Genomic DNA, 17,775 nt, shown 5'->3' on the forward strand with positions numbered 1-17,775 from the left:
GGTACGTTAGCGGACGGACTTTGCGCAATTTACCGCCCATCATGAAACATGAACCGACGTCCCGAATTTGATCGGGATGTCGGCGCATGGGCTTCCGTGCGTCGTGCCGGGTCGGACGGCGCGGCGGCAACCCGAGGAGATGATCATGAGAAAGCTACATTCCATGGCTGTCGAGATGGCGATAGTGACCATGACGGTTGTCGTGCTGGCGGGTTGCGGCGGTATGTCTCGCCGCGGAACGGATACCGTGATCGGGGCGGGTGTCGGCGGCGTCGCCGGTGCGGTCCTGACGGGCGGCAGTGCGTTGGGCACGGTTGGCGGTGCGGCTGTCGGCGGGGTTGTCGGCAATCAGGTCGGGAAATAGGCCGGCCGGTTGAAGGGTAGGGAAGCGGCACGCGCACGCGCCGTCACGGCGAAGCGCGCGCGGATAGGTGCGTGGCGCGGAGTGCGACCGGTATGTCGGCATTTCTCCTGAACGGTGAGCTGAAGCTGTCCTGGTGGCAGCTTGCGTGGGTCGTGTTCGCACTCACGCATGTCACCATCATCAGCGTGACCGTGTACCTGCACCGCTGCCAGGCGCACCGGGCGCTGGATCTGCACCCGTGCGTCAGTCACTTCTTCCGGTTCTGGCTGTGGTTGACGACCGGCATGCTGACCGCGCAGTGGGTCGCGGTGCATCGCAAGCATCACGCGCGAAGCGAGACCCCGGAAGACCCGCATAGCCCGCGCACCCGCGGCCTCGCGACCGTGCTGCTGCGCGGCGCGGAACTGTACCGGGCGGAAGTGCGGAACGAGGAAACGCTGCGCCGATATGGATCGGGTACGCCGGACGACTGGCTCGAACGCCACGTCTATGACCGCTATCCGAATCTCGGCGTCGGGCTGCTGGTCGTGATCGACGTCGGGCTGTTCGGGCTGCCCGGCGTGGCGGCGTGGGCGATCCAGATGATGTGGATTCCGTTCTGGGCCGGTGGCGTGATCAACGGTTGCGGCCACTTCAGCGGTTATCGGAATTTCGCGACGCCCGATGCGAGCACCAACCTTTTCCCGCTGGGCATCCTGATCGGCGGAGAAGAGTTGCATAACAATCACCACGCATACGTGACGTCCGCCAGGCTGTCGAACCGCTGGTTCGAGTTCGACATCGGCTGGCTGTACATCCGCCTGCTGGCGGCATCGAGACTCGCGACCGTTCGGCGAGTCACGACGAAGCCGTGCCTGCTCCCGAACAAGGCAGTGATCGACGACGCGACGCTGCAAGCGGTCATCCGCAACCGGCATGCGGTAATGGCCGCTTATGCGCGCATGCTCGAACTCGCCTGCCGTCGGGAGTTGCGCCGCATCAAGGACATGAGCCGCGACGACAAGCGCGCGTTCGCGCTCGGCATGAAACGCTGGCTGCGCCAGGCCTGGGGCCATCGGGACAAGCCCGATTTGCGGGCGCTGACGAGCCCCAATGCGAACCGGCGAATGCGCGTGTACGTGGACATGCATGACGCGTTGCTCGAGTTATGGGCGTGGTCAAACGCATCGCACGAGCAATTGCTGATTCAGTTGCAGGATTGGTGCCGTGGCGCGGAGCAGAGCGGCATCAAGGCGATCGCCGATTTCTCGATGCGCCTGCGCCGGTATGCGTGATCGCGGCACGCCTGCGTGCGATGCGATGCAGGATCGGCGTGCAACGGTGCGCAGTTCATTTCACTCGATTGTCGGGACACGAATAACGCCACTTGCTCGCATTGGAATTGATGCCGGCAGCCTGGCGGATACGCTTTTCGGCGCGTTCGACGTCGGCACGGGCCAGATCGTCCCGCTGCTTTTGCCGGGTCGCGTCATCGCGCCGATCGATCGAGGTGCTTGAGTAAGATTTCATGGATTGCTCCTGAGTGAGGTGTGCTCGCGTCGCGAGACGCCGCGTCGAGCCGGATGCGGCGGACGGATCAGATCGCGGTAGCAGGCGATCCTGCCATCCACGATGTCCTTGCCGAATTGCATCGCCAGGTCGATTGCGAGCACCGCCGTTTGCAGAGTGCCATGCTCGAAAACGGTCGAGTAACACGTTGCCGTTGCCGAGGTCGCTTCAATCGTGTCAATGCGTACGAATGAAGCAGAACGCTACGGGCCGGGGGCGTGGGGATCGCCGAACAGCGGGAACAGGATTTGCGAATAGGCACGCAGTTCACGTCTGCGATATTTGACAGTGGGGAGGGTCATGATGTGCCCCTGACAGAGCAACCGTTGGCACCGAAGGATTCAAGGGCGCCGATGCCTTGACAACAAGCCGGCAGGTGTCTGCAGTGTGCGCGCCCGATACCGGTTTGGCAACGAACACATCGGATGCCGAAGCATATTTCGATGCAGATGAATCGCCGGTTTCCAATACGGCAATTGCGGTGCCGGAATAACCCGCTTCAGAATAGTTGATACCGTACAGACGCAGGCGTTTTGCACGATTTACCATGAACTCGATACCGAGGAGGCCGCCATGTGCATCCCACTTTCACCCGAGGTCGTCGAGACCCTCAAATCGCTTGATCGAATTCCGGCTTCCCAAGCCGATATACCGCGCGCGATAGCCAATGAACTGTTGATTCACGGGCTTGCGTACGAGTCGCGCACCGGCGGCTCGATCAATATGACGGCCGCCGGCCGGCTATGGCTGAATCGGTGCGCCGATTAGCGCGCGTTGACCGGACGAGACGGGAGTTTTGTTGCGTACAACGCTCCATGGACAAGTGAGGCAATGATGAAAATCCAATCTACACGATGGTTTCCGCTCGACCGATATGCGCCTGTTCGCGACGGATGGTATGAGGTTCGACTGGTAAACGGCGACACGGCATTTGCGAAGTTCGGCGACGGCGAATGGACCGAAAAGCCGGTGCTCGCCTTTACGCGCTGGCGAGGCTTGCGCTCCGATCCGGCCAAGTCGGGCGACCAGGAGACGTTTGCCGCGGATGCGACCGCAGCGGAGGGTATACGGGACGCGTGGGATGCGTTCTTTCCCGGCGTCGGAGACGAGCAGCACAAACCACGTGCCGCCGCGCACGGCCATCATGCCCGACGCATTGCGGCATCGTGACGGTCGGTCGGGAAGCGGGTATCGCCGGATGCATCCACGCACGCGCCGTCGATACCCGCCGAATCCGCGGCATGTTGCCCGTTCGCGCGAACGCCCTACGGACGCTTCTTGAATTGTTCTTTCACGTCGCCGAATGACGCCTGTGTCTTGCCGGCGACCTGCTCGATCTTGCCGTGCATTCTGGTCGATCTATTTCCGATGACCTTGCCGACCATTACCTTCAGCTTGCCTTTCGCTTCCGCGATGCGGCCTCTCACCTGATCCCTGTTCATGACATTGCTCCTTGACATGGGGCGCCCGTTTCACCGGTACGAAACCCGGAACCATCGAAGCGTCGTATCGGGCGCTTTGGCGCGGGACACTCAGGATGCCCTGACACACAGTGCATGCGATCGTGACGGAAGTCGGTACGATGCCGTACGCGAATCGGCGCCGACGCGCCAGCGGCTGCATGCGGGCGGCGCTCGCGGCGATCGCCGCGAAGAGGGCTTGTATATGTTGTCTGTTTTGGCACGCTCGGTACGTTTTCGTACCGCATTCGCATTCGCATTTGCCCGTGTGCAACGTCAGTATATCCACAAGCAATCCGCGGCGAATCATGCTGCGACGAACATTTCCATCAGGTGCGCCGGGATCGATCCTTGCTATCGGTGCAGTAGTTCCGGGATGCACGACGACCGGCACCGCCGACGCCTGTGGCAGCCAGATCGACCAACGCCACACCATCGACGCGGGCGCCGGCCCGACCCTTGCGCACCCTTGCACGACTGCCGAAGGCTTGCGTGTCGCCCGGCTCAAGCCGCTGTAACGAACGTCGGAGGCAGGGCGGCTTTGTATTCATGTGTTGTTTTCAATCTTGCGGAGGGCGTATGCACATCCTCACGAGCGCGGGGCCACTGGTTTCGCTGATCGCCGGCATTCTGATTCTGGTGGTGCCCCGTCTGTTGAATTACATCGTTGCGATCTACCTGATCGTCATCGGGTTGCTCGGGCTGTTCGGCGGACATATCCACTGAGCCGGGCCACAGACGAAAAAGCGGGTTTCGAACCTTGCAGGCGGCACCCGCGATCGTCGGCCGCTGCCGTTGACAGGTCCGCACGGTGTCGACCGCGCAGCGATGTGCGGGCCCGTTGCCCGATTGCACCGTCGCGTACCGATTGCAATCGACGTGCGCGGCCGGAACGATGTGCCGCGACGTTCGCGATTTCACGCATAGCGGCGCATCAGCGGCGCCGCTGAAATGCCGTGCAGCACGATCGACACGGCGATGATGGCCAGTACCCACGGCACCAGCGGCAACAGGTCCGCGCGCGGCCCTTGCTCCAGAGCCAGCATCAGGTAATACAGCGAACCCACGCCGCGAATGCCGAACCAGCTGATCAAGCGGCGCTGGCGGTGCGACGCCCGGGAGCCGATCAGCGCGAGCTGGATGGCGGCCGGCCGGATCACGAACAGCAGTGTCGCGACCACGGCCGCGCCCGTCCAGGTCAGCATGTCGGCCCAATAGCGTGAGACGAGTGCGCCGATCAGCAGGATCAGCACGGCTTCGGCGATGTGTTCCAGCTCGGCCGTGAATCCCATGACCGATTCCGCGACGAACGCATGGGCTTTGTCGGGATCGGTGGCGGTGGCCTCGACATCCTCGCTGTCCACGACGCCGACCGTCTCCTTCGGCGTCTTCCGGCCGCTGGTTCGATGCTCGACGCGCCGCATCGCGACACCCGCCGCGAACACGGCCAGGAACCCGTAGCCGTGAATGGCGAGCGCCACGCCGTACGACAGCATGATCAGGCCCAGCGCGAAGAACCCTTCGAGGCCGAGTGCCTGTCCGTGCCGGCTGCGCAGGAAGGCGACGAGCCGGGCAGTGGCTAAACCGAACAGCCAGCCGGCGCCCACACCGGACGCGATGCCCCATGCAATGCCGCCGACCATGCTCCAGTGAAGCGCCGACGTCGTGCCGGAGCCGCACAAAAGCAGGCCGAGCACCGCGCACGGGTAGGCCGTGCCGTCGTTGATCCCGCCTTCGCCGGACAACGAAAAACGCACCAGCTCGACGTCGCCCGCGTCGCGCACGCCGACGTCATGAGCGAGCACGGGGTCCGTCGGCGCGATCATCGCGCCCAGCAGTACCGCGACGCCGAGACTCACATGCAACACCAGCACGCCGAGCGCGGCGATCGACGCGACGGTGAGGATCATTGCGACGACGCCGAGCCGCAGCGGCAGCATCCAGCGGCGATCGGCGGGCGGGACACGCAGCTTCAGGCCGATCGCGAACAGCGAGATCAGCAGGCCGATTTCGGCAGCGATGCGCAATTGCGTGACGTCATCCGGCAATGTCATCAAAAGGAAGCCGGTGCCGGCCGGCCCGATCAGAAAGCCGATCCCGAGATACACCATGGCCGCGCTCAACGGCAGGCGCTCGAGCGACGATCCGATGAGTCCCATGAAAATCAGCAGGGCTCCGAAGATGAGGCATCCGATCGTTTCGGTCACGTTGATTATCCCGCATGGGTAAGGCCGCGCTCGCCGCGCGTCGATGGCCCTTATTCTCATGCTCGAGCGTCGCGCGGGCAAGCCGATCGCGCCCGGAGTATGGCCGGCTCGTCGGCCGACACCGGAACGCGAGGCGCTACGCCGCGTAGCGTGTTCGGGCGTTCGGGCGTTTCCTGCAGGCGGGGCGCCCGCAACCCGCCGACCGCGCGCCGGCAGTCATTGCTCTGTTATCGGTCTCCGGACCAATAACCGTGCTTGCCGTAGAACTCATGCAACTCGATCTCGTAGCTTCGATGAACGAGCTGCGAGTCGTCGTATACAGGGCTGCGGCGGATCGCGTCGCGCGTGAGCGTGGTCGATACCGTTTCCGTGGGCCAGTCCACCTGGTCGAGCCAGTGAGTCGCGATCAGCACTTCCTTGCCCGTCGACCACCAGCTCGACGTGTCGATCGCCAGATAGCGGATCACCCAGGCTTCTTCATCGTAAATGAAGTCGGACACGTGACCGATATGTCCGTCCTTGACTTCGAGCCGATATCCGTCGACCTCGCCGGTGCTGTGCAGATGCGTATCCGGCGCTGCGCTGGGCGGCGCGGTGCGCGAGACAAGCGGATCGCCCGCTTCAGGGTCCTGCGATGGCCCGGCGGGATCGAAAGCCGGGTACGCGCCCATTCCCCAAAGATTCGGGCCGCCCCAGTAAGTCGGGTAGTTGTAGTAACGCAGGTACTCGATCTCGTGCTGGCGCGATACCGGCTTGTGCGTGTCGAGATTCGGGCTGTCCCTCACCTGCTGTTGCGTGAGGTTGACGTATAGCGTGCGGGTTTCGGGTTCGGCATGCGTGACGGAATACGGCGAGATCAGCACCGGCCTGTCGTGCAGCCAGTCGCCCGTCTCGACGACGAGGTAGCGGATGCACCAGTTGTCATCGTCGAAATAGGCCTGGTGGATGTGCCCGATATCTCCGTCCTTCGCTCGAACGGTATCTCCGTGCAATCTTCGGATGCTTCGCAACATGATGTCCTCGCGAGAGCGATGCTCGGCACGTCGGTGATCCGGCTGGCTGCCCGCCGAGCGGTGGCACCCGGCCGTTCGTCCGCCGCTGCGGAGCGATTCCTGCCGATCGCGTCCGCCCGGACGGCCGGCATGTTTTAGACGCTACACGCGACGAAGGGCCGATGCGGTACGAAACCGTACAATGCGCGCCCCGGGTCGAGCACGGGACATCCAGCGGGGAGCCGATATTCGCGGCGTGCCCGGGTACGGAACCGTACCGACTTCCGATGCCGGTGCGCGCAGCGCTTTCTCGTGCGTCGAGTGGCATTGCAATGTCGAGACCGTGCGCGAAATTGATACTCCGGAATCCTATCCAGGAAGGGCATCATGAGAATGCTCCGCACCCCCGATCGATCCGGGGATGACAGCAACAGAGGCAAGCTGGTCGAACGCGATGCCGGCGATGAACGCGGCATATGGTGACGACCGCGGATGTCCTGAAGGGCAGCAAGATCATCGCGTCGGACGGCGAGGATATCGGAAATGTTTTCGACATCGTACTCGATTTGCACCACGGCCGAATTGCGTACGCGGTCGCTTCCAGCGGAGGCGTGGTCGAGACGCTTTGCGCCATTCCGTGGAGTGCGATGAAATACGATACCGACCACAAATGCTTCCATCTGGATGTGACGGCCGCACATGTCACAGGCACCCCGGGCTTCGACGACGAGAATTGGTCGGTGATGACGCAATCGCAGTGGGGAATGTCGCTTCACCAGTACTACAACCGGACGCCGTACCGGGTAGCCGGATGAGACGAGGTCGGGGGATATTCCGTCGCGCCGATGACGGCAAGGTGTCGATCGTCCGCTGCCACGCCTTCGACGCATCAACGGCATCTGCGGGAAGGCCGGTACGATGCGTCGCAGTAGCGGCTAGAGTCGCTTCAGATCGGGAAGCAGGCGATCGAATTCGCGTTTGACCACGCTGTAGCATTCGCACACGCGCTTTTCGAGCCCCGGCCGGTCCAGCACCTCGATATGGCCATAGTTGTAGCGGATGAGGCCCGCGTCCTGCAGCTTCAATGCCGCTTCCGTCACGCCCGACCTGCGCACGCCCAGCATGTTGGCGATTAGTTCCTGCGTCATGCGCAGCTGGTTCGAGGGCAGGCGGTCGAGGCTGAGCAGCAGCCAGCGACACAGCTGCTGATCGATCGAGTGATGCCGGTTGCATACCGCGGTCTGGGCCATCTGCGTGATGAGCGCCTGGGTATAGCGCAACAACAGGCGCTGCATCGCGTTGCCGCGCCGGAATTCTTCTTTCAGGATGCCCGCGTCGAGCCGGTATGCCTGCCCCGCGCTTTGCACGACGGCGCGACTCGGCGTCGTTTCGCCGCCCATGAACAGCGACACGCCGATCATGCCTTCGTGGCCGACGATCGCGATTTCAGCGGACGAGCCGTCCTCCATCACATACAGCAGCGACACGATCGACGTAATCGGAAAATAGACGTGATGAAGCTGGCCGCCCGACTCGTACAGCACGTTTCCCAACGGCATGTCGACGAGCGTCAGGTGTGCGGCGAGGTGGGCGCGCTCGTTTTCCGGCAGCGCGGCAAGCAGGTGATTGTCGATAACGGGCGGGGTGTCCTGCATGCGTGGCTCCTGCGCTTGCACCCGGTTGACGATGGAGACTCCGGCCGACGTGGGTGCAGCGGGAATCGGGGGGAGGGGTCAACCATCATACTTTACCGATCCGGAAGCCGGACGCGAGGGTGGCGGCAACGTGCCCCTTTTCCCGATGAGATCGGGATGCCCGACCGTTCGAATGCGAATCCACCTTCAAAAATTATAGTGTCGATACATGTGCCATCAAGGTGCGCGCCATCCGGCCCGCACGATACGGAACCGATATTTCACGGAGCGATTGACGGGAAATCGCGGTCGCCACGCGTGCCGTGTGGTTCGCGATCGAGCTCGCGAAGGCGCCGTGCGTGACGTGACTGAGCACCGAGACGCGCAACGGAAAGCAGCACGGCTTCGGGGCGAAGCGGTGCCCGACGCGCTTCGGCATTCACCGTGCGCGTGCTGCTCGCGTCGTCCGAAGCGCCGCCGCCAGGCCGAGGGTGAACCGTACCGCGACATACGCGGCGACGCGCCCCGCGCGCCGCGTTGCCGGAACGCGCCGCCGACCGGGCCGAGCACGCCCGACCCGAGCCGGGCGGCCCGCCCGCCGCCCTCAGTGCGATTCGACGAGACGCGGATCGATATACGCGTCGATGTCCTGCGACTGCTTGTAGACCGCGTTGCGCACGTTGAATGCGTTCGCGTTGCGGGTCGATCCGTAGATCGAATCGAGACCGTCGCCCTTGCGGAACGCCTGCTTCGCGGCCGCGGCATCGAGCAGGTGCGTGCCCTTCAGCAGCGGCAGATATTGCGCCGGCGCGAGGCCCACGCGGGCGGACATGATCTTCACCGCGTCGGCCTGCGTCTTCGGATCGTTGATGTAGGCCACGCAGCGATACCAGACCTTGACGACCTTCGCCCAGTCGGCCCGGCGTGCGGCGAGGCTGGTCGGCGTGACCGTGATCGCGTCGTAGATCAGCCCCGGCGCATCCGCCGACGTGAAGATCGCGCGCGCGCCCGGTGCGCGTTTCAGCGCCTCGCCTGCGTTCGGCTGCCACGCCGCGACCGCCGCGATGTCGGCCGACGCGCCGAGCACCTGCGGCAGTTCGTTGGTCTTCGCGTTGACGAGCGTGACGTCGCCGTCCTTCAGCCCGTGCTTCTGCAGCGCGGTTTCGAGCAGCAGGTGATCGACGAGCCCGAGCTCGACGCCGACCTTCCTGCCCTTCAGGCCTTCGACGGTCCGCAACGGCGGTTTCGCGATGATCATGTCGTTGCCGGCCGAATAGTCGGTGAGCAGGATCATCACGTTCTTCGCGCCGGACGCGCCCGTGACGAGCGCATCGCCGTTGGTCACGGCAACCGCGTCGAGCTTGCCGGCGGAGAACGCGTCGAGCGACGCCGAGTAATCGAACCATTCGAAATCGACGTCGACGCCGGCTTCCTTGAACCAGCCCTTGTCGAGCGCGACCTGGAACGCGACCCAGCCGGGCCAGTCGCTGTAGCCGATTTTCAGCGGTGGAGCCGCATGCGCGGCGGGCGCGGCGAACAGCGACGTCGTGACGGCGACGGCGGCGAGCGCATGGCGGACGGAACGGAGGTGCCGGGAGGACAGCAGGTGGCGGAACGGCGAGGCGAGGCGGGTCATCGTTTTCTCCAGGAGACCGGGATCGGGATCGTCGGCACGGGTCGCGCCCATGCGCGATCCGGCCGCGTGACCGGTTCCTGCGGATGCGGGACGAACGACCGGCCACGGAGAGGCGCGACGGCCGTCGCCATCGCCAATCTCCCGGGCTTTTGTCCCGCCGTGTAGCGCCATGCGCGCACGGTCAGACGACCGTACGCACCGACGCCGGGCTGCTCTCGGACCAGACGTTCGACGAACCGGAACCCTAGCATCCCTAAGATGCGACACCGCCGCACCTCTCGGCACCGGAGCGAGCGAGAAGCATGCCAGCGGTGTGATCCGGCGGCTGACGTGCGTCGGAAACGCGCCGTTCAGCGACGGCGCGCGGCACGCTGCAGTTCGATGAAACGCACGGAGAACAGCGCGGCCAGCGCGCGCCGAAGCAGGTCGAGTTTGTTCATGAGCGGTCGGTCGGCAGAGTGACGGTGCGCGTATTCAGCAATGGCCGTGCCATTGCGATCGCACGCGGTGCGCATGCGTATCGCTGCCCCGCGCTGGTGCCGGCCGCGTTCGTCTGGTGCGCGCGCTGCCCAACGGGAGGGCGGGCCGATGCGCGTGCATGGCGCGCCGTTCGCCCTCGCATGCCCCGCCGAACGGGGCCGCGCGTGCTCGGATGCACGCGCTGGCACGCAACTCGCTTATTCGCAGTCCGAGAGGTGCGAAGCAATTTGCATCATCTTCAGGATCGCTAGGGTTCCGGTCGCAAGGCGTCACACGCCGCGCGATGCCTGGTCCGAGAGCAATCCGGTCTTGCCGCCTGCCTTGTTGCGAGGATCCGGCGAGGCTCCACGGAGGGACAAAAGCCCGGGAGGTCGCGATGTCGTTCGGTCGCCCTCTCACGCCTTTTGTCCAACCGATCCGAGGAGCCGCCATGTCGCCGAGCCCCCAAGCCCCGCTTGTCCCGTTGCCGCACGTCGTGTGGGAAACGGTCGTTCCCGCCGGAACCCACTGGTCCGGCATCCTGCGCCGCGGCCTCGCGTTGCGCATCGTCGACGTCGACGGCGGCGCGAACCTGTCCGCCGTGTTTCATCGCCACGAAGATCCGCTCGAACGCTACAACATGGCCGATACGCTGAAGGCGCAGCACACCGCGCACCTGACGCGCGGCCACGCGCTGTATACGGACATGGGCCGCGTGATCGCATCGATCACGGCCGATACGCTCGGCTGGCACGATCCGCTCGGCGGCATCGGCGATGCGCGGCTGTTCGCGCGCAAGTACGGCGAGTCGTCGTATCAGGCCGATCGCAACGCGATGATCCGCAACGGCCGCGACAGTCTCGTGCTCGAGCTCGCGAAATACGGGTTGTCCGCACGCGACCTCGTCGCGAACGTCAATTTCTTCAGCAAGCTCGCGCCGCACGACGACGGTTCGTTCGATTTCGTCGCGGGCCACTCGCCGGCTGGCAGCGCGTTCGACCTGCGCTTCGAGATGAACACGCTTGCCGCGTTCTCGACCGCGCCGCATCCGCTCGATCCGCAGCCGGCCTATGCGCCGAAACCCGTGAGGTTGATCGCATACCGCGCCTACCCGGCCGACGGTGCCGCGCCGGACGACGATCCGTGCCGCACCGCGTGCGCGGAGAACACGCGCGGCTTCGTCAACACCGACCGACTGTTCGCGTAAGGAGCCCCGACATGCCGATCATCGAAAGCCGCCTCGACCCGCGGCACGCGATCTACGACACCACGCTGAACGCCGGCGAGCCGTGGCTGCACGACGTGAAGCGCGGGCAGGTGCTGCGCATCCTCGATCTCGAAGGCAACCAGGCCGTCGACACGCTGTTCTATCGCACCGACGCACCCGACGAGCGCTACAGCGCGCAGGACACGATCCGCGAGCAGCGCAACCTGTACCTGAGCGCGGGCAGCGTGCTGCTGTCCGGTCTCGGCAATCCGATGGTGACGATCGTTGCGGACACCTGCGGCCGCCACGACACGCTCGGCGGCGCCTGCGCGGCCGAGAGCAACACGGTGCGCTACGCGCTCGACAAGCGCCACATGCACAACTGCCGCGACAGCTTCCTCAACGCGATCGCGCACTGCGCATGCGGCACCGGCGCGCGGCTGACCAAGCGCGACCTCGTCGGCAACGTCAATTTCTTCATGAACGTGCCGGTCACGCCGCTCGGCGGGCTGACGTTCGAGGACGGCATTTCCGCGCCCGGCAAGTATGTCGAGATGCGCGCGGAGATGGACGTCACAGTGCTGATCTCGAACTGCCCGCAGCTCAACAACCCGTGCAACGGCTACAACCCGACGCCGGTGCGGCTGACGATCTGGGGACCGCAATGAGATTCACAAAAGTCCTCGTCGCGAACCGCGGTGAAATCGCCTGCCGCGTCATCCGCACGCTGAAGCGGCTCGGCATCGCGTCGGTCGCGATCTACTCGGAAGCCGATCGCGATGCGCGCCACGTGTCGCTCGCCGACGAAGCCGTCTGCGTCGGCGCCGCGCCGGCGGCCGACAGCTACCTGAACGTCGCCGCGATCCTCGCTGCGGCGCGCGCGACCGGTGCGCAGGCCGTGCATCCCGGCTACGGTTTCCTGTCGGAGAACGCCGATTTCGCCGACGCATGCGAGGCCGCCGGCCTGCGCTTCATCGGGCCGCGCGGCGCGCAGATGCGCGCGTTCGGCCTCAAGCACACCGCGCGCGAACTGGCGCGCGCGCACGACGTCGCGCTGCTGCCGGGCACCGGGCTGCTCGCCGATGTCGCGACGGCACTTGTCGAAGCCGATGCGATCGGCTATCCCGTGATGCTGAAAAGCACGGCGGGCGGCGGCGGCATCGGCATGTCGCTGTGCCGCGACGCCGCGCAGCTCGCGGCGGCCTTCGAATCCGTCGTGCGGCTCGGCAGCGCGAACTTCGCGCATGCGGGCGTCTATCTGGAGAAGTTCGTCGAACACGCGCGGCACATCGAGGTGCAGATCTTCGGCGACGGACGCGGCGGCGTGATCGCGCTCGGCGAGCGCGACTGCTCGGTGCAGCGGCGCAACCAGAAGGTGATCGAGGAAACGCCCGCGCCGGATCTCGCCGACGGCGAGCGCGCCGCGCTGCACGCGAGCGCGGTGCGGCTCGCGCGTGCGGTCGCCTATGCGTCGGCCGGCACCGTCGAGTTCGTGTTCGATGCACGCGAGCGCCGCTTCTATTTCCTCGAGGTGAATACGCGGCTGCAGGTCGAGCATTGCGTGACGGAAGCAGTGACCGGCATCGATCTCGTCGAATGGATGATCCTGCAGGCCGAAGGCGACCTGCCGCCGCTCGATACGCTCGCCGTCGCGCCGCGCGGCGCGAGCATCCAGGTGCGGCTCTATGCGGAAGACCCGCACCAGCAGTTCCGGCCGAGCGCGGGCGTGCTCACGCATGTCGCGTTTCCTGACACGGTGCGCGTCGATACGTGGATCGACGCGGGCACCGAGGTCAGCGCCTATTACGATCCGCTGCTCGCGAAACTGATCGTGCGCGGCGACACGCGCCGCGAGGCGCTCGCGGCATTGCGCGACGCGCTGGCGGCCACCGAGCTGTACGGGATCGAGACCAATCTCGACTATCTGCGCGCGATCGCCGGTTCCGACACGTTCGCGCGCGGCGCGCAGACCACCGCGTTCCTGTCGCGTTTCGCGTTCGCGCCGCACACGATCGACGTACTCGACGGCGGCGTGCAGACGACCGTGCAGCAAACGCCGGGCCGCGTCGGCTACTGGGCCGTCGGCGTACCGCCGTCCGGGCCGATGGACGACCGCGCGTTCGATCTCGCGAATGCGCTGCTCGGCAATCCGCGCGATGCCGCCGGCCTCGAGTTCACGATGGTCGGCGCCACGCTGCGCTTCAACACCGACACGCTGTTCGTGCTCAGCGGCGCGCCGCTCGCGGCGACGCTCGACGGCGCACCCGCACCGTTCTGGCAGGTGCTGCGCGCGGCGCCCGGCGCGGTGCTGAAGCTGGGCGGCGTGACGGGCGCCGGCGTGCGCGCGTGCCTCGCGGTGAAGGGCGGGCTGCAGGTGCCCGACTATCTGGACAGCAAGGCGACCTTCACGCTCGGCCAGTTCGGCGGCCACGCGGGCCGCGCGCTGCGCAAGGGCGACGTGCTGCACCTGCATGCGGACGCGGGGCGCGGCGAAGCCGGCGCGACGCTCGCCGAAGCCGACCGGCCCGCGCTGACGCACGCATGGACGCTCGGCGTGCTCGACGGCCCGCACGGCGCGCCGGATTTCTTCACGGCGGACGACATCGCGATGCTGTACGACACGCGCTGGACGGTCCATTACAACTCGAGCCGCACGGGCGTGCGGCTGATCGGCCCGAAGCCGCAATGGGCGCGCGCGGACGGCGGCGAGGCGGGCCTGCATCCGTCGAACATCCACGACAACGCGTATGCGATCGGCGCGGTCGATTTCACCGGCGACATGCCGGTGATACTCGGGCCCGACGGGCCGAGCCTCGGCGGCTTCGTGTGCCCGGTCACGGTCGTGCGCGACGAGCTGTGGAAGCTCGGGCAGTTGCGGCCGGGAGACACCGTGCAGTTTGCGCGTGTGGCCGCCATGCCCGCGCACGCTCCGACGCTTGCGGCGCCGGCGCGGCTGCCGGCGTCCGGCGAGTCGGCCAACGGCGCGAACGACTGCGTGCTGTACCGCGATCCGGCGGCCGGCAACGGCATCGGTGTCGTCTACCGGCGCTCGGGCGACCGCAACGTGCTGATCGAATACGGCCCGCTCGTGCTCGACCTGCACCTGCGTTTTCGCGTGCATGCGCTGATGTGCTGGCTCGACGCGCACCGGCTGCCCGGCATGCTCGATCTCACGCCCGGCATCCGTTCGCTGCAGGTGCACTTCGATGCGCACGCGCTGCCGCTCGATGCGCTGCTCGCGCATCTGCAGGCGGCCGAGCGCGAGCTGCCCGACGTCGCCGACATGCGCGTGCCGAACCGGATCGTGCATCTGCCGCTGTCGTGGGACGACCCGTCGACGCGCGTCGCGATCGAGCGCTACATGCAGTCGGTGCGGCCGGATGCGCCGTGGTGCCCGAGCAATATCGAGTTCATCCGCCGGATCAACGGCCTCGACGGCATCGACGCCGTGAAGCGCATCGTATTCGACGCGCGTTATCTGGTGATGGGGCTCGGCGACGTCTATCTCGGCGCGCCCGTCGCGACGCCGCTCGATCCGCGGCACCGGCTCGTGACGACCAAGTACAACCCGGCGCGCACGTGGACGCCGGAGAACGCGGTCGGCATCGGCGGCGCGTACCTGTGCGTGTACGGGATGGAAGGGCCCGGCGGCTATCAGTTCGTCGGCCGCACGGTGCAGATGTGGAACCGTCACCGGACGACGCGCGCGTTCGAGCCCGGCAAGCCGTGGCTGCTGCGGTTCTTCGACGAGATCCGTTTCTACGAGGTCGGCGAGGCCGAGCTGGCCGAACTGCGCGCGGATTTCATCGCGGGCCGCGCCGAGCTGAAGATCGAGGAATCCGTGTTCGATCTCGGCGCGTACAACCGCTTCCTGCGCGACGAAGCCGACTCGATCGCCGCGTTCAAGGCGATGCAGCAGGCCGCGTTCGATGACGAGCGCGAGCGCTGGCGGGCCGCCGGCCACGCCGAGTATGCGGGCGAAGCCGGGCAGGGCGATGCCGGTGCCGGTGCTGGTTCTGGTGCGGCCGAAGACACGCTCGCCGACGAACAGCGCGGCATTACCGCCGACGTGTCGGGCAGCGTATGGAAGGTGCTGGTCGAAACCGGCGCGCGGGTGACCGAGGGGCAGGTCGTCGCGATTCTCGAATCGATGAAGATGGAGGTGTCCGTGGTGGCGATGGAAGACGGCGTGATCGAGACGGTCGATTGCGTGCCCGGCGCGGCGGTCGTCGCCGGCCAGCGGCTGATGGTGATGAAGGCCGGCGCGGCCGAGGAGGTCGCATGAAGCCCATCGATCGTGATCCGCTACCCGACCTGCGCTCGATCGCCGCGCTGCGCGCGCGGTACGAGGCCGGCAGCCTCACGCCGCATGCGCTCATCGACGCGATCGCCGCGCACTTCGACGCGGGCGATCCGCATCATGCGTGGATCCGGCCGCTGACGCACGACGAAATGACACGCTTCGCGGATGCGCTGGCCGGACGCGACATCGCCGCGCTGCCGCTGTATGGCGTGCCGTTCGCGATCAAGGACAACATCGACCTGGCCGGCATACCGACGACGGCGGCATGCCCCGCTTACGCGTATGTGCCGTCGCGCAGCGCGCCGGTCGTCGAGCGATTGATCGCCGCCGGCGCGATCCCGATCGGCAAGACCAATCTCGACCAGTTCGCGACGGGGTTGTCCGGGCAGCGCTCGCCGTACGGCGCGTGCCGCAATGCGCTCGATCCGCGTTATGCGTCGGGCGGATCGAGTTCGGGATCGGCCGTGGCCGTCGCGCTCGGCGTCGCCGCGTTCGCGCTCGGCACCGACACGGCCGGATCGGGCCGCGTGCCGGCCGCGTTTCACGGGCTCGTCGGGCTCAAGCCGACCAAGGGCGTGCTGAGCACGCTCGGCGTCGTGCCGGCGTGCCGGTCGCTCGACTGCGTGTCGGTGTTCGCGCATGCGCCGGGCGATGCACGCGCGGTGTTCGCCGTTGCGCACGGCGTGACGGACGGCGATCCGTACGGACGCGCATGGCAGCCGCTGCTCGACGCGGACGGCTGTCATGCGCGGCACGCTCGACCGCTCGCCGGCATGCGCTTCGGCATGCCGCGCGCCGATCAGCTCGAGTTCTTCGGCGACGCGTCGTACCGGGCCGCGTGGCAGACGGCCGTCGAACGCCTGCGCGCGACCGGCGCACGAATCGTCGAGATCGATTTCAGCGCATTCCTCGCGACCGCGCGGCTGCTGTACGAAGGGCCGTGGGTTGCCGAGCGGCGCGCCGCGATCGGCGCGTTCTTCGCGGAACGGCCCGACGCGCTGCATCCGGTGATTCGCGAGATCGTCGGCGGCGCGGCGCGTTTCAGCGCCGCCGACGCGTTCGCGGCGTTCGACCGCCTCGCCGCGCTGCGCGTCGATGCCGCCCGCGCATGGGACGGCATCGATGCGATCGTGATGCCGACGTCGGCGACGACCGCCACCGTCGACGAACTGGAAGCCGATCCGATCGGCGTCAACGCGCGCTTCGGCTATTACACGAACTTCGTCAACCTGCTCGACCTGTCCGCGATCGCGGTGCCGGCGGGTGTCTGCGAAACCGGGCCGCATGCAGGTTTGCCGTTCGGCATCACGTTCGTCGGCCGCGCGCACGACGACGCGATGCTGCTCGACCTGGCCGACGCGTGGGGCGCTGCGCAGCACGGCGACGCCGTGGCGGGCGAGGGCGCTTGTAACGCCAATGTCGATGCCGACGATCATGCAACCGCAGGCACGAACGAACCTCATGCCGCCGCGCGCGACAAGCGTTCCGATGCGATCACGCTCCCGCTCGCCGCGCCGGCGGGCGTCGTGCGCGTGGCCGTCGTCGGCGCGCATCTGCGCGGCGAGCCGCTGAACGGGCAGCTCACGCAGCGCGGCGCGCGCTTCGTCGCCGCGACGACCACCGCGCCGGCCTACCGCCTCCACGCATTGAGCGCGGTGGTGTCGGGCGGCGTCGCGAAGCCGGGCCTCGTGCGCGTGGCGGAAGGCGGTGCGGCAATCGCGGTCGAGATCTGGGAGATGCCGGTCGCGGCCTACGGCAGCTTCGTCGCCGGCATCGGCGCGCCGCTCGGCATCGGCACGCTGACGCTCGCGGACGGCGCGCAGGTGCAGGGTTTTCTCTGCGAGCCCGCCGCGCTCGACGGCGCCGTCGACATCACGCGCTTCGGCGGCTGGCGTGCTTACCGTGCGAACGGTGCGCCGCGCTGAATGCCCGGTCGCTCGCGACCGGCAAGCAACACGATACGGA

Annotated in this window: 17 protein-coding genes and 2 riboswitches; of the genes, 10 read left to right on the forward strand and 7 right to left on the reverse strand. The window is 66.7% G+C overall.

Annotation, left to right across the window (positions count from 1 at the left end; translation table 11 throughout):
- The first annotated feature begins 145 nt into the window (after positions 1 to 145).
- Positions 146 to 364 carry a glycine zipper 2TM domain-containing protein gene (locus OEJ37_RS09600; RefSeq protein ID WP_174417027.1) on the forward strand — a complete coding sequence of 73 codons (219 nt, stop codon included), beginning with the start codon at positions 146 to 148 and terminating at the stop codon, positions 362 to 364.
- A 92-nt stretch (positions 365 to 456) separates the two neighbouring features.
- Positions 457 to 1,638 (forward strand): acyl-CoA desaturase, encoded by a 1,182-nt coding sequence (locus OEJ37_RS09605; RefSeq protein ID WP_263344130.1) that lies wholly within the window; start codon positions 457 to 459, stop codon positions 1,636 to 1,638.
- Between the two features lie 55 nt (positions 1,639 to 1,693).
- Here OEJ37_RS09605 and OEJ37_RS09610 read toward each other — a convergent pair whose 3' ends face one another.
- Positions 1,694 to 1,873: a hypothetical protein gene (locus tag OEJ37_RS09610; RefSeq protein WP_175920078.1), complete on the reverse strand. Its 180-nt coding sequence runs from the start codon at positions 1,871 to 1,873 to the stop codon at positions 1,694 to 1,696.
- A 306-nt stretch (positions 1,874 to 2,179) separates the two neighbouring features.
- On the reverse strand, positions 2,180 to 2,461 hold the full coding sequence (locus tag OEJ37_RS09615; RefSeq protein WP_263344131.1) for a hypothetical protein: 282 nt from the start codon (positions 2,459 to 2,461) through the stop codon (positions 2,180 to 2,182).
- A 24-nt stretch (positions 2,462 to 2,485) separates the two neighbouring features.
- On the opposite strand from OEJ37_RS09615, the gene OEJ37_RS09620 reads away from it, so the two are divergent.
- Together OEJ37_RS09620 and OEJ37_RS09625 are read left to right on the forward strand one after the other, a co-directional pair.
- Complete coding sequence (locus tag OEJ37_RS09620; RefSeq protein WP_175920145.1) at positions 2,486 to 2,680, forward strand: hypothetical protein; 195 nt, start codon at positions 2,486 to 2,488, stop codon at positions 2,678 to 2,680.
- Between the two features lie 66 nt (positions 2,681 to 2,746).
- The gene (locus OEJ37_RS09625) at positions 2,747 to 3,082 is read left to right on the forward strand and encodes a hypothetical protein (protein ID WP_174417230.1); all 336 of its coding nucleotides are present in this window, start codon (positions 2,747 to 2,749) and stop codon (positions 3,080 to 3,082) included.
- A 95-nt stretch (positions 3,083 to 3,177) separates the two neighbouring features.
- On the opposite strand, the gene OEJ37_RS09630 is transcribed toward OEJ37_RS09625, so the two are convergent.
- Complete coding sequence (locus OEJ37_RS09630) at positions 3,178 to 3,354, reverse strand: CsbD family protein (RefSeq protein ID WP_174417024.1); 177 nt, start codon at positions 3,352 to 3,354, stop codon at positions 3,178 to 3,180.
- Positions 3,355 to 3,951: 597 nt separating this feature from the next.
- Here OEJ37_RS09630 and OEJ37_RS09635 point away from each other — a divergent pair.
- Positions 3,952 to 4,098, forward strand: coding sequence for a DUF3096 domain-containing protein (locus tag OEJ37_RS09635; RefSeq protein ID WP_012328534.1), 147 nt, complete (start codon positions 3,952 to 3,954; stop codon positions 4,096 to 4,098).
- A gap of 191 nt (positions 4,099 to 4,289) precedes the next feature.
- On the opposite strand, the gene OEJ37_RS09640 is transcribed toward OEJ37_RS09635, so the two are convergent.
- The gene (locus OEJ37_RS09640) at positions 4,290 to 5,579 is read right to left on the reverse strand and encodes a cation:proton antiporter (RefSeq protein ID WP_174417229.1); all 1,290 of its coding nucleotides are present in this window, start codon (positions 5,577 to 5,579) and stop codon (positions 4,290 to 4,292) included.
- Positions 5,580 to 5,806: 227 nt separating this feature from the next.
- The gene (locus OEJ37_RS09645) at positions 5,807 to 6,592 is read right to left on the reverse strand and encodes a PRC-barrel domain-containing protein (RefSeq protein WP_174417023.1); all 786 of its coding nucleotides are present in this window, start codon (positions 6,590 to 6,592) and stop codon (positions 5,807 to 5,809) included.
- A 455-nt stretch (positions 6,593 to 7,047) separates the two neighbouring features.
- Between OEJ37_RS09645 and OEJ37_RS09650 the strand changes: the two genes are divergently transcribed.
- Complete coding sequence (locus tag OEJ37_RS09650) at positions 7,048 to 7,386, forward strand: PRC-barrel domain-containing protein (RefSeq protein WP_254624481.1); 339 nt, start codon at positions 7,048 to 7,050, stop codon at positions 7,384 to 7,386.
- Positions 7,387 to 7,506: 120 nt separating this feature from the next.
- On the opposite strand, the gene OEJ37_RS09655 is transcribed toward OEJ37_RS09650, so the two are convergent.
- Positions 7,507 to 8,226 carry a Crp/Fnr family transcriptional regulator gene (locus tag OEJ37_RS09655; protein WP_175920079.1) on the reverse strand — a complete coding sequence of 240 codons (720 nt, stop codon included), beginning with the start codon at positions 8,224 to 8,226 and terminating at the stop codon, positions 7,507 to 7,509.
- Between the two features lie 583 nt (positions 8,227 to 8,809).
- Entirely contained in the window at positions 8,810 to 9,841 is a 1,032-nt protein-coding gene (locus OEJ37_RS09660; RefSeq protein ID WP_263344132.1) for an ABC transporter substrate-binding protein, read from the reverse strand.
- Between the two features lie 136 nt (positions 9,842 to 9,977).
- Positions 9,978 to 10,100: riboswitch (guanidine-I (ykkC/yxkD leader) on the reverse strand.
- Between the two features lie 457 nt (positions 10,101 to 10,557).
- Positions 10,558 to 10,693: riboswitch (guanidine-I (ykkC/yxkD leader) on the forward strand.
- Positions 10,694 to 10,751: 58 nt separating this feature from the next.
- On the opposite strand from OEJ37_RS09660, the gene OEJ37_RS09665 reads away from it, so the two are divergent.
- Genes OEJ37_RS09665 through atzF form a run of 4 tightly spaced genes read left to right on the forward strand, consistent with a single transcriptional unit; the run spans position 10,752 to position 17,735 of the window.
- Positions 10,752 to 11,507: an urea amidolyase associated protein UAAP1 gene (locus OEJ37_RS09665; RefSeq protein WP_263344133.1), complete on the forward strand. Its 756-nt coding sequence runs from the start codon at positions 10,752 to 10,754 to the stop codon at positions 11,505 to 11,507.
- An 11-nt stretch (positions 11,508 to 11,518) separates the two neighbouring features.
- Entirely contained in the window at positions 11,519 to 12,175 is a 657-nt protein-coding gene (locus tag OEJ37_RS09670) for an urea amidolyase associated protein UAAP2 (protein WP_174417019.1), read from the forward strand.
- Positions 12,172 to 15,792 carry an urea carboxylase gene (uca, locus tag OEJ37_RS09675; protein ID WP_263344134.1) on the forward strand — a complete coding sequence of 1,207 codons (3,621 nt, stop codon included), beginning with the start codon at positions 12,172 to 12,174 and terminating at the stop codon, positions 15,790 to 15,792. Before OEJ37_RS09670 ends, uca begins: the two co-directional genes overlap by 4 nt.
- A complete protein-coding gene (gene atzF, locus OEJ37_RS09680) occupies positions 15,789 to 17,735 on the forward strand; it encodes an allophanate hydrolase (protein ID WP_263344135.1) in 1,947 nt (648 codons plus the stop codon). Before uca ends, atzF begins: the two co-directional genes overlap by 4 nt.
- The last annotated feature ends 40 nt before the right edge of the window (positions 17,736 to 17,775 follow it).

Source organism: Burkholderia sp. BKH01 (assembly GCF_025685725.1).
Lineage (GTDB): Bacteria > Pseudomonadota > Gammaproteobacteria > Burkholderiales > Burkholderiaceae > Burkholderia > Burkholderia pyrrocinia_C.